This window comes from Sulfuricaulis sp., from assembly GCF_040901545.1.
In the GTDB taxonomy this organism is placed as follows: domain Bacteria; phylum Pseudomonadota; class Gammaproteobacteria; order Acidiferrobacterales; family Sulfurifustaceae; genus Sulfuricaulis.
In genome coordinates this window covers 158,756-171,355 of sequence record NZ_JBBDYL010000004.1, presented here as the reverse complement: position 1 = coordinate 171,355, position 12,600 = coordinate 158,756, and the positions used below count along the sequence as shown (strand labels likewise).

Below are 12,600 nucleotides of genomic sequence, written 5' to 3'. Positions count from 1 at the left end.
TGGAAGGTAATGAAAACATCCACACAATTACAATAATGAATTAATTTAGAAATCAAGCAATCTTCGTCTGCAATTAATTATAAAGAGAGCACTATGAGAATCAGCATTTTCGGTCTGGGTTACGTGGGGGCGGTATCGGCCGGGTGTCTGGCGCAGGATGGCCATGAAATAACCGGTGTCGACCCCTCCGAGGCGAAGGTTGATCTGATCAATCGAGGTCAGACGCCCATCATCGAAACCGACATCGGCGGGATAATCGAGCACGCCGTCAAGGATAAACGCCTCCGCGCGACCACGGATATTGCGGCCGCGTTCAACAACTCGGATCTTTCGATCATCTGTGTCGGCACGCCGAGTCTGGCGAACGGCGGCCTGGATCTCGGTTATGTGCGACGCGTGTGCGAGCAAATCGGCGAGCAACTCCGGAACAAAAAGACGTTTCATATCGTGGTTGTCCGCAGCACCATGTTGCCCGGCTCCATGCGTGCAGTGGTGATCCCGACGCTCGAGCGGTTTTCCGGCAAGACAGCAGGCAAGGACTTCGGCGTTTGCATCAATCCCGAATTCCTGCGCGAGGGAACGGCGGTATTCGATTTCTACCATCCGCCCAAGACCGTTATCGGAGAGATCGATGCGCGGAGCGGCGATACCTTGGCGCAGATTTACGCGGATCTCGATGCGCCGCTGATTCGCACCACTATCGAGACCGCCGAGATGGTGAAGTACACCGACAATGTGTGGCACGCGCTAAAAGTGGGTTTTGCCAACGAAATCGGTAATATTTGCAAGTCGCTAGGAATAGATGGTCATAAGGTCATGGATATTTTTTGCCATGACACCAAACTTAACCTTTCGCCGTACTACCTCAAGCCCGGTTTCGCCTTCGGCGGATCATGCCTGCCCAAGGACGTGCGAGCACTCACATACAAGGCGCGCAGTCTGGATTTGGACTTGCCCATCTTGAATGCCATTCTGCCGAGCAACGAGCGACAGATCGAGCGCGGGCTGCGCATGATCCTGGGTAAGGGCAGCAAGCGCATTGGGATTCTGGGTTTCAGTTTCAAGGCCGGGACCGACGATCTGCGCGAGAGTCCGATGGTCGAAGTGATTGAGCGGCTGCTCGGAAAGGGACATGAGCTGCGGATCTACGACCGCAACGTCAAGCTCGCCGGCCTGGTGGGCGCCAACCGCGAATATATCCTGCATCGTATTCCCCATATCTCGCGGTTGATGGTCGAGACGATCGACGATGTTTTGGGGTTTGCCGAAACCATTGTGATCGGCAATGGAGATAAGGAATTCCGTGATGTCCCCGGCCGTCTGCGTGACGGACAAAACATGATCGATTTCGTTCGCGTGACAGACAGCGTCAGCAATAGCAATTACGATGGCATCTGCTGGTAATCCGAAGCGTGTTCTGATTATCGTCGAAAATCTTCCGGTACCGTTCGATCGACGTGTCTGGCAGGAAGCGACAACGTTGCAGCAGGCCGGTTATCGGGTGTCAATCATATGCCCGAAAGGCAAGGGCTATGAGCGGGGACATGAAGTAATCGACGGGATTCACATCTACCGCCACACGCTGCCCATCGAGGCATCCGGCGCGCTGGGCTACGCCATGGAATACGCGTGGGCGTTGTTCTGGGAGTTCTTATTGGCATGGCGGGTATTGCTTAGCCGCGGGTTTGATGTCATTCACGCCTGCAATCCTCCCGACACTATCTTCCTGGTTGGCGGTTTTTTCAAGCTATTCGGCAAGAAATTCATTTTCGATCATCATGATATCAATCCGGAGTTGTACGAGGCGAAATTCGGACGGCGCGATCTGTTTTACAAATTATTAATCGCTTTCGAGCGTTGGACATTTAGAACGGCGGATATTTCCATTGCCACCAACGAGTCGTACAAGAGAATCGCCATCGAGCGCGGCGGCATGCCACCGGAGCGAGTATTCGTCGTGCGCAGCGGCCCTGACTTGCGTCGCTTGAAAATTATTCCGCCGGTGCCGGGGCTCAAACAGGGCCGAAAATTTCTTGTGGGCTATGTAGGGGTCATGGGAAAACAGGAGGGTATTGACTACCTGCTTCGGGCAGCACAACACACCGTCCGGGAATTGAAGCGGACGGATATTCACTTCGGGTTGGTGGGTGGCGGCACTGAACTTGAGGAAATGAAAGTCTATGCAAACTCATTAGGTGTCAGCGATTACATTACATTTACCGGGCGTGTACCCGATCAACAGATGCTTGAAATGTTGAACACGGCGGACGTGTGCGTGAATCCGGACGTGGCCAACGAGATGAACGACAAGTCCACCATGAATAAAATCATGGAGTACATGGCCTTGGGAAAACCCGTCGTTCAGTTCGATTTGACCGAGGGACGGCACTCGGCCCGGGAAGCATCATTGTATGCCGAGAAAAACAACGAACGTGACCTGGCGCGTAAAATCATAGAATTACTAGATAATCCAGAGCTTAGGGAAAAGATGGGCCGCATTGGCCGAAGCCGTATCGAGAACGAGCTGGAGTGGAAACACGAGGCACCAAAACTATTGAGGGCCTATCAAGCCCTCTCGGATCATAACTGCGGGCAATATCAGTAAGGCCTTTTAATTAATAGAAAAGGATATTTTTTAGCAAACTTCTGCTTGCTGGTATAAAAAATCGCTGCACGATGTCTTGGTCGTTACGGGCAGTTGGGTAGCACGTCTGCAGTCAACATATCCCCCCGCCATTTATCCGCCATCATGTCATAGCCTGTCTGGTTCGGATGGAGGCTGTCGCCCATATCGGTTGAGTAATCAAGCCCTGCTCCCGTCTGCTGATTTATGATGACGATTTTGTCTCCACTATCAATGCGGGTCTGTGCCATCGACTCTACATTGTTATTAAATGACGTTATATTGCTATTGGTTGTGATATTAGGCGAGCCGATGATGCGCGCCAAGAACACGGTCACAGGCGAGCTATTGGCGATCTCCCAAGCCTTGATCTTATCCAGAATTGCGGCGACGTCTGCCGAAGAGGTACCGCCTGGTTCGTTTATGCCGTTGGTGCCGATATGTAGCAGTAAGATATCGGGCCGAGCGCTGTTCAGCCAATCGGTGATATTGCAATTAGGACAGGCAGGGTCCTGTTTGCCCGGAACTACGGATCCATTGACGATCTCGTCATCGCGCCAGCCGTCGTGTCCTTCGTTATCGCGATCGGCGAGTGTCGGGTTAGCACTTGACCCCAAGTTGGTGACGGTCCCCACGAAGTTGATACCGAACCGGGCCGGATTGAGTACAGAAATATCGTTATAGAGCTTACGGCGGTAACCGACCCAGAAAGGTTCCGTGATATTAAGGCCCGGGTAACCCGCGGTAATTGAGTCTCCCAGTGGCATGATCCGGACGGCTCCGTCGATGAGCACCCACACGTCGCCAGTTGCTGTGAGTCCGGCTGCGTCCGTGACCTTGTAGGTGAATTTATCCATCCCGCGTAAATTCGGATTATTGGGCGTATAGGCATAGTTACCCGATATATCGAGGTTCACTGTTCCTTTGCCGGCTTGTGTAACAAGGGCATACATCAACGGCTGACCTTCCGGATCGGTCGCAGTCAATTGACCGGTTACTGGTGTATTCACGGGGGTTGATACACAAGCGTTGATGGCCACCGGCGCCTGATTCGGCGGACCGCTCGGCACCGGCACGCCGTAGACTTCGATCTCGGCCAGGCCGATGTTGATGGTGGTGCCGCTCACGCCGGTGACCGTCATCGTGAGGCTCGTGATCGTGCGCGCGGTGAAGTTCACGGTCACGCCGGCGCCGTTGTTGGTGAGCGCTCCCAACGCCACGCTCGAGCCATCGCTGAAGCTCAGCGTCACGCCGGTGATCTGATCGTTGCTGTTCGGCCGGTCATGCAGCACCACCTGGTTGACGGTGTAGGCGCTGGCCCAGGTGAGCTTGAGCCAGGCCCCGACCTTCTGGCTCAAGGTCGCCCACTCGCGCGTGTAATCTCCGGGGTAACCGTCCACCACGCCGTCGACCGCCTTGATCGCCTGCTGGTTATCCGCCGGATTCTGCGAGGAGGCCGTGACGGTGGCGAGGCCGGCGATGTTGCCGCTGGCCGTCGCCGGCACCGTGACGTTCACCAGGTCGGGGGCGCTGCTCAAGATGCCATCGCTGACCACCAACTGGAAGGTGAGGATGGTGTTCTGCGACAGCCCCGAGGGCGTGGTGAAGGAAGGCGTGGCGCTCGCGGCGTTGACGAGGACCACCGCCGGACCCGCGGTCTGGGTCCATTGGTAGGTGAGGGAGACGCCCTCGGGATCGAGACTTCCGGTGCCGTTCAATTGCACCAGCGCACCCGGGTTCACCGCCTGATCCGGTCCGGCGTTGGCGGTGGGGGGTTGGTTCGGCGGACGGACCGTGACGTTGATGTCATCAAACCCGGTGGCTCCCTGGTTGTCGGTGACGGTGAGCCGGAAGGTGAACACGGTGGCCGCACTGACCGCGGGCGCGGTGAAGCCCGCCGTCGCGGTGTTGGTGCCGCTCAACGTGACCGCGGGACCGAGCGTCTGGGTCCAGGTGTAACTCGCGATCGTGCCGTCGATGTCGGTGCCGCTGCCCGGCAGCGACACCACCGCCCCGGCGGTCACGCTCGGCTGATCCAATCCGGCGTTGGCGCTGGGGGCATCGTTCACGGCGGTGACCGTGATCGAGACCGTGGCCGGCGCCGAGGTCAGCGCGGCATCGCTGACCGTGAAGGTAAAGCTGTCGGGGCCGTTGTAGTTCAGCGTTGGGGCATAGAGGAGATTGGGCGGCGTGCCGGACAGGCTGCCGTGCGCGGGGCCGCCGGCCACGGCAAACGTGATCGGGTTGCTGTCCGGGTCACTGCCCGTCAGCGTGATCGACCTTGGTGAATCTTCCGGCGTGGTGACCGACTGGGCGTTGGCGGTGGGGGGTTGGTTCGGCGGACCGCTCGGCACCGGCACGCCGTAGACTTCGATCTCGGCCAGGCCGATGTTGATGGTGGTGCCGCTCACGCCGGTGACCGTCATCGTGAGGCTCGTGATCGTGCGCGCGGTGAAGTTCACGGTCACGCCGGCGCCGTTGTTGGTGAGCGCTCCCAACGCCACGCTCGAGCCATCGCTGAAGCTCAGCGTCACGCCGGTGATCTGATCGTTGCTGTTCGGCCGGTCATGCAGCACCACCTGGTTGACGGTGTAGGCGCTGGCCCAGGTGAGCTTGAGCCAGGCCCCGACCTTCTGGCTCAAGGTCGCCCACTCGCGCGTGTAATCTCCGGGGTAACCGTCCACCACGCCGTCGACCGCCTTGATCGCCTGCTGGTTATCCGCCGGATTCTGCGAGGAGGCCGTGACGGTGGCGAGGCCGGCGATGTTGCCGCTGGCCGTCGCCGGCACCGTGACGTTCACCAGGTCGGGGGCGCTGCTCAAGATGCCATCGCTGACCACCAACTGGAAGGTGAGGATGGTGTTCTGCGACAGCCCCGAGGGCGTGGTGAAGGAAGGCGTGGCGCTCGCGGCGTTGACGAGGACCACCGCCGGACCCGCGGTCTGGGTCCATTGGTAGGTGAGGGAGACGCCCTCGGGATCGAGACTTCCGGTGCCGTTCAATTGCACCAGCGCACCCGGGTTCACCGCCTGATCCGGTCCGGCGTTGGCGGTGGGGGAGTTATTGGAGGGGGCGGTGGACTGCACTGTAATGCTCATCAGATCAGGAGCGCTGCTCAACTCTCCGTCGCTCACCACCAACTGGAAGGTAAGGATGGTGTTCTGCGACAGCCCCGAGGGCGCGGTGAAGGAAGGTGTGGCGCTCGCGGCGTTGGTGAGCCCCACCGCCGGACCCGCGGTTTGAGTCCATTGGTAGGTCAATGGGCTTGCCTCGGGATCGACACTCCCCGTGCCGTTGAGCTGTACTGCGTTTCCCTGGCCCACAACAAAATTAAATCCGGCATTAGCCCGAGGGGGTCGGTTGCTGCCATTTAAATTTTCAGGCCAGAAAACCTCGTCCTTGTGTAGAAACCTTCCCAACAGGGCATCGCTGTTGCCTCCCTGACTGGCATGCGTATCGATGGCTTGATACTTTGGATTCAATGCCGTGTCGGTTGACTGCATCGAAAACGGAACGTCAAGACTCTCTCTGTCGTTCCATTGCAGTCCTACATCGGCGAAGTGACCCTCGTCATGAGTGTTGTAGGCTGTGGGGTCCGGAGGGGCTGGCCAAGTGAAGTGGAAATGGACCATCGTCTTGTGCACAACGGGTCTGTAGTTCGGATCGACACTAAACACCGCCGAGAGTGCAAGCTTAAGCAAACTGTAGGTTGTAGAGTGATCGGTATGGGTGTCGTATTCAGAGACGGTATAGATATGGTCAGGTCGATACGTGGAGATGATGTCCTGTAGATCGAGAACAATATTGAAGCGATTGTAGAGCGCAGCCGAACCGAATCGAAACGTGTGGTAATCGCTTAAACCGAGACCGCGATTGCCATAGGTCACGGATTGACCAAAAGGGGTCGTATAACGATCGCCACTGTTTATAAAATTAGAATATATTTCCTGAAGATGACTATCTGGATAGCCAAGGAATATCAGATCATTTTCGGCGGTTCCGAGATAGGTTGTCTGCGCTGTTACCGCTTCTCCCTCTCGTAGAAACCCTTGACCAGTACCGCTGATATCGCCGTTGGTTACATAAACTACCTTGACTGGTTGTCCCTGGCTGATCGCGTTACTGATTACTCCGGAGGCGATAAGAACGTCATCATCGGGGTGGGGAGCAAGCACAAGCATACCTGCTGCATTCAACTGCTCGATCCATAGCAGCAGTATCACGGTACTGAACCGTATAAACCGTCGCAAAAGGATATGCACGTGCGACCCCAATTCTTGTAGTCACAACGCGTCCATCCTTGGCGCTAGAAGTTTTTTCCCGAATAGGAAAGATAATACGTGATTGACTTAGAAGTATCTATCAACCAACTCGTTATTTCGGGAACCTTGGCAGTATTAGTAAATCGATATTGAATAAAATCATGAATATTGGTTCATAACAATCGAATAAATATGAATAAAGCGATTGCTTCAAACCCTGGCTAGTACCGAAGGAACCAACAACGACTCAGTTGCTCGGGGTTGGATTAACGTCGATACTTTATCCCTTTTGCGCAAGGGAATTCACGAGTCCACTACAAAAGTTAGAATGAGTTCAGCGAATTATTTATCGATTGCCGGATTGCGGCAATGCCTTAAGGAGTAATTGTGAGTCAGGCCATACTCGGGATTTCGGCGTATTACCACGACAGCGCGGCGGCGCTCGTGGTGGACGGCAACATCGTTGCCGCTGCGCAGGAAGAACGCTTTACGCGCAAGAAACACGATGCCGGCTTTCCGGAAAATGCACTCGAGTATTGTCTTACGCAGGGCGGTCGCGATCTTAAGGACATTGACTACATCGTCTTTTACGACAAGCCGCTGGTAAAATTCGAGCGCTTGCTGGAGACCTACCTCGCGTACGCTCCCAAGGGTTTTCGTTCGTTCGTCGCCGCGATGCCGATTTGGCTTAAGGAAAAGCTTTATCTTAAGAGCACGTTGAAAAAAGAACTGGCGGCGTTGAGCGGGCTCGATGAAAAAAACCTGCCACCGTTGCTGTTCAATGAACACCACCGTTCGCATGCCGCCTCGGCGTTCTTCCCCAGCCCCTATGAGAAGGCGGCCGTATTGTGTCTGGACGGTGTCGGTGAGTGGGCGACAAGCTCCGTTTGGCTCGGCGAGGGCAACCGTCTCACCGCGAAATGGGAGATCGATTTTCCGCACTCTCTGGGCCTGCTCTATTCGGCCTTTACGTACTACACAGGCTTCAAGGTCAATTCCGGCGAATACAAGCTAATGGGCCTCGCGCCCTATGGCGAGCCTAAATATGTGGATCTTATCCTTGAGCATTTGCTCGATCTCAAAGCGGACGGCACCTTCCGGCTCAACATGCGGTATTTCAACTATGCGACCGGCCTGACGATGACGAACCGCCGGTTCGACGAACTCTTCGGCGGTCCACCGCATAAGCCGGAGGAGCCCCCGACCCAGCGTGAGATGGACATCGCGCGCTCGATCCAGGCGGTAACGGAGGAAGTGATCCTCCGGCTTGCGCGTACCGTGCATCAGGAACTCGGAACGGAGTACTTGTGTCTCGCGGGTGGCGTGGCGCTCAATTGTGTCGCGAACGGGCGCATTCTGCGCGAGGGCCCTTACCGGGATATCTGGATCCAACCGGCGGCGGGCGATGCCGGCGGCGCGCTGGGGGCGGCGCTTTCGGTCTGGCACGAGTATCTGGAAAAGCCGCGGCACGCCAACGGCGCCGATAACATGCGCGGATCCTATCTGGGGCCGTGCTTCACGAATGAGGCTATTCGCCGCTACCTCGACAAAATCAAAGCCCCTTATGTGCAAATTGATGACCAGAGCCTGATGCCGCGCCTGGCGGAAATTCTGGCGGCGGAAAATGTGATTGGCTGGTTCCAGGGACGAATGGAGTTTGGCCCGCGAGCGTTGGGTGGGCGTTCCATTATCGGCGATGCCCGCTCGCGAAAGATGCAGTCGGTGATGAACTTGAAGATCAAGTACCGCGAGTCTTTCAGACCCTTCGCCCCGGCGATCAAGATTGAAAAGGTGTCGGAGTGGTTTGAGATCGATCGTGCGAGCCCCTACATGTTGTTGGTGGCGCCGGTCACGCCACAGCGGCGCATCTCCATGACGCCGGAGCAGCAACAATTGTTCGGCATCGAGAAGCTCAACGTACCGCGCTCCGATGTCCCGGCTATCACTCATGTGGACTACTCGGCGCGTATCCAGACAGTGCATCGCGAGACCAACCCCAGGTTTTACTCGCTGCTTGAGGCCTTTGAGTCGCTGACCAACTGCCCGTTGCTGGTGAATACCTCATTCAACGTTCGGGGTGAACCGATCGTCTGTACGCCGGAGGAGGCGTACCGCTGCTTCATGCGCACCGAGATGGACTATCTGGTGATGGAAAATATTCTCCTGGCCAAAAAGGATCAACCGTCGTGGCAGGAATCCGGTGATTGGCGCAAAGAGTTTACCTTGGACTGATCCGCATGGCTTTGATAAACGCGACACCAGACGCGATATTCTTGCGCAAATTCGGGCTGACAACCGGCGCCATTACCGCGGTTCTGTTTGGCGTGCTATTGCCATGGATTATCGGCCATGGCTTTCCCTTGTGGCCCTGGATAGTCGGTGGAATCCTGGCGGCGTGGGCGCTCCTGATTCCCGCGACTTTGCACCCGGTTTATCGCGCCTGGATGGCCATTGGCCATGTCCTGGGATGGGTTAACTCCCGCATCATCCTCGGACTCATGTTCTACGTTGTTATATTGCCCGCGGCCGGTATTATGCGTGTTTTCGGCAATGACCCCATGTCACGGCGCTTCGATGCCAAGGCTCCCACGTACCGGGTGACGAGTATCGATCAATCGCGAAAACATCTGGAGAGACCTTTCTAATGCTTGATCTGCTTAAAGACCTGTGGGTATTCATGTGAGTGCGCAAGAAATTCTGGCTCGCCCCGATTATCCTTATCCTGGTGCTGCTCGGCGCGTTGATCGTTCTGACGCAGGGTTCGGCGGTGGCGCCGTTTATCTATACGTTATTCTAAAGGTGGGCGCCGGATTGCATGGCCGATGTTAAATCGATTGATTTAAGCCGCTGATCCCGCCGCCGGTGGTGACGGCAACACGGTTGCGAATATCTGTTTGAAAGAAAAGGCGTTTACCATCCTGCGACCGGGTATGACCGGTCCGTTTATCGCGGCGGATGCTGCTGGATGACGCTTGTGATAAAATTTAACTTTATAAATATCAGGTCTGTAGATGGGGGTTAGGTCTCTGAGTTCGCCCCAGGGTGGTGCTTAAGCAGTTGCGGCCGGATGTTCGGGCGTCCACCGATAGACTGATATTCTTCCGATCGAGTTTGAGCTCACGTACCTAACGTCTCGGTTTTGATATTTTTGAGAATTTATCCTGATGAACCTGGACGAAACCAAAAGATATATCGATAAGCGCCTGAGCAGATTGGGATGGGCCGTCAATCTCGACAAGCCCGGATACTTGATGATTCATCAATTCAGCCGGGGTTACGAAAATCGGCTTAGCCAACTTTATTACAAGGTAGTTTCCATCGGTTCTCAACAGCCCAAGCGTGAAGTTACCAACGATGTCGTTGAAGCGGCCATCGACGAATTGGTGCGGATGTCGGATATGCTGGACAAATCCATAAAGAAAAACCGGAACAACAAGGAGCATGTCCTGAATAATCAGCAGAACGATCGATTGTCGATCGAGCAGCTTGCCAAAGAACTCGAAATGGGCGCGGCTTCGAGCCTGAAGATCGACCACAACAAGACCACCGCGGGTGTCGCCGCGAAATCCCGTGGCAATGGCGCTCAGGAAATAGCCGTCAAGCCTGGTTCAGGCACGGCGCTGCCGACCATTCTTGTGGTCGACGATTCTCCGACCATACGCGCCGTGGTGAATAAAGCCCTGGGGGTAGATTTTACGATTGTCCAGGCCTCGGATGGCGACGATGCCTGGGATTATTTGCTTGCGAATAACGACATCGAGCTGGTGGTGACCGATCTGATGATGCCCAATCTGGATGGTTACGGCCTCATTGAGCGTATCCGGTCGGATAAAGCCCCATCCTACCTTTCCGGCATTCCTATCATCGTGGTGACGACGCTTGAAGACACCAACGCCAAACTCAGGGCTTTGGTTTGCGGGGCGAACGACTTTATCACGAAAAGTACCGATGCCGCGGAATTGCAGGCGCGTGTCCTGGCCCGATACCGGCTGGCCCAGACACTGAAGGAGACCGAGAAGCAGAAAACCTACAATCGCAGGCCGAATTTGAACGTGCCCATGCCGCCATCAGGCGCTGCTCATTCCACAGGTAACTCCGCCTCGGCTTCTGCCAAGGGTGGTGCAAGCAGCGCTAAAACCCATGTGGCATCGTTGGCTCAGGCAAATAAACAGTCCAGCAAGACGGCTGCTGGCGGTAAACCGGATACCGCCAAACCCGGAGTGCAACATTCCGCCGCCCACGCGAAAATTACACCCACCGCAGGGATGCATGAGCGATATGCGGTTGGGAAAGCGAATCAACTCGAGGCAATGGCGGCGAAACCCAAGTCTCGTCTCAACCCGACTGTCACCATTACGCTGACCGCGACATTGTTAGTTTTAACAATCATCTTTGGGATCACTCGTCTTGACCTGTTCGAACCAATGGTGGCGGAACAACCAATCGAAGTTGCGCAAGCGGCAGGATCTGATGCGAAGACAATAAACGATGATTCGCAACGACAGCCATTGTCTGAGCAGGAAACGTCATCGCTGCTATCGAAATCCGGCAGCACTGCTTCGCAGCCCGAGATGTCGCCGATGACGGCAGGTAGCGGCGTAACAGATAAAGCGGGTGGTGCTGCAAAAGAACAAAGTCAATCGGCCATACCGGGAGCGATCAAGTCAACGGTTAAAGAGACGTCATCTCCGGCGGATAAGACTGCCGCTCAGGCTGTGTCAGCAAGCTCACCGCAGAAACCAAAATTACCCGATGTGGCGGCTAATGCTGTTCCCGGCAAATCAATCGTGACCACTGAAAAATCGGCGAAACCCACGACGACCATTGAGAAATCAAGCGCGGGGAAAAGTGCGTCGAGCGCCGCATCTACTTCACTCTCGAAATCGAACGTGTCTTCACCGGGGCCGTTGAAGGCAGAAACCAAGGATCTGAAATTGGGGCAGGCGCCATCAAGTGGACAAAAACCGGCGCAATCGGCGTCCGTCGGTGACTTCTCCGTAACGTCGCCCAGTGATTCACAATCATCGCAGAGTGCTTCGGTAGCAGAATCCAATACAACAGTGGCGCGGAGCAAAGTTGAACTGGCGCCCGTGACGATTGCGCCGGCTACCCCCATCGGACACGTCAGCCAGGCTGAGCTGGCCGCTTTGATTAAAAGATTCATTTTTGTTTACGAAGCGGGCGATATCAACCAGTTCCTGACTCTGTTCGATCAAAATGTGCGCACGAATGACCAATCTACTAAAGAAGGTTTGCGTGAAGATTACGAAGGCCTGTTCAAAACCACGGATCTGCGGCATATGACTCTCGGAAACGTCGCCTGGGAATTGCGTGACAACACGGCCGATGGCTGGGGAAATTTCGAGGTCAAGGTCCGGAAAAAAGGCGAGACGCAAATCAAGGCCTTTGTGGGCAGCTTGACTTTCAATGTAGTGAAAAATGACGGACGGTTGCTCATTAAGCAACTTTATCACGGCCAGCGCAGGGCTGGCGGAGGCTGAGACCGCACAAACAGTGTCTGTAGCAGGTTGCTGAAAAAGTCTTTTCCTTCTCCCTCCGGGAGAAGGTCAGGATGAGGGGGACATTAAAAAACAAATGCTTAATGGAATATGAACACCCTCACCCCTTCCCTCTCCCATAGGGAGAGGGAGTTTTTCAGCAACCTGCTAGCACTGTATTGAATGCTAATGAACTTTTCCATTGTCAGCAGAAATA

The 12,600-nt window shown here is 55.5% G+C and carries 7 protein-coding genes; 6 read left to right on the top strand and 1 reads right to left on the bottom strand.

Annotated elements, in window-relative coordinates:
• Positions 1 to 93: 93 nt before the first annotated feature.
• On the top strand, positions 94 to 1,404 hold the full coding sequence (locus tag WD823_RS00945) for a nucleotide sugar dehydrogenase (protein WP_368427598.1): 1,311 nt from the start codon (positions 94 to 96) through the stop codon (positions 1,402 to 1,404).
• Complete coding sequence (locus tag WD823_RS00940) at positions 1,388 to 2,605, top strand: glycosyltransferase family 4 protein (RefSeq protein ID WP_368427597.1); 1,218 nt, start codon at positions 1,388 to 1,390, stop codon at positions 2,603 to 2,605. Before WD823_RS00945 ends, WD823_RS00940 begins: the two co-directional genes overlap by 17 nt.
• 83 nt (positions 2,606 to 2,688) lie before the next feature.
• On the opposite strand, the gene WD823_RS00935 is transcribed toward WD823_RS00940, so the two are convergent.
• A complete protein-coding gene (locus WD823_RS00935) occupies positions 2,689 to 6,846 on the bottom strand; it encodes a tandem-95 repeat protein (protein WP_368427596.1) in 4,158 nt (1,385 codons plus the stop codon).
• 426 nt (positions 6,847 to 7,272) lie between these two features.
• Here WD823_RS00935 and WD823_RS00930 point away from each other — a divergent pair, with 426 nt between their 5' ends.
• The 4 genes from WD823_RS00930 to WD823_RS00915 all read left to right on the top strand — a co-directional run bounded on the left by WD823_RS00930 (position 7,273) and on the right by WD823_RS00915 (position 12,386).
• Positions 7,273 to 9,117: a carbamoyltransferase gene (locus tag WD823_RS00930; RefSeq protein WP_368427595.1), complete on the top strand. Its 1,845-nt coding sequence runs from the start codon at positions 7,273 to 7,275 to the stop codon at positions 9,115 to 9,117.
• 5 nt (positions 9,118 to 9,122) lie between these two features.
• On the top strand, positions 9,123 to 9,530 hold the full coding sequence (locus WD823_RS00925) for an SxtJ family membrane protein (RefSeq protein WP_368427594.1): 408 nt from the start codon (positions 9,123 to 9,125) through the stop codon (positions 9,528 to 9,530).
• 38 nt (positions 9,531 to 9,568) lie between these two features.
• Positions 9,569 to 9,682, top strand: a complete 114-nt coding sequence (locus WD823_RS00920) for a DUF5989 family protein (RefSeq protein ID WP_368427593.1) — start codon at positions 9,569 to 9,571, stop codon at positions 9,680 to 9,682.
• Between the two features lie 367 nt (positions 9,683 to 10,049).
• Positions 10,050 to 12,386 (top strand): response regulator, encoded by a 2,337-nt coding sequence (locus WD823_RS00915; protein ID WP_368427592.1) that lies wholly within the window; start codon positions 10,050 to 10,052, stop codon positions 12,384 to 12,386.
• Positions 12,387 to 12,600: the final 214 nt, after the last annotated feature.

Bases quoted from the DNA above. Each gene is read 5' to 3' on its own strand.
- WD823_RS00945 (WP_368427598.1), top strand. From the start codon at position 94: ATGAGAATCAGCATTTTCGGTCTGGGTTACGTGGGGGCGGTATCGGCC.
- WD823_RS00940 (WP_368427597.1), top strand. From the start codon at position 1,388: ATGGCATCTGCTGGTAATCCGAAGCGTGTTCTGATTATCGTCGAAAAT.
- WD823_RS00925 (WP_368427594.1), top strand. From the start codon at position 9,123: ATGGCTTTGATAAACGCGACACCAGACGCGATATTCTTGCGCAAATTC.
- WD823_RS00915 (WP_368427592.1), top strand. From the start codon at position 10,050: ATGAACCTGGACGAAACCAAAAGATATATCGATAAGCGCCTGAGCAGA.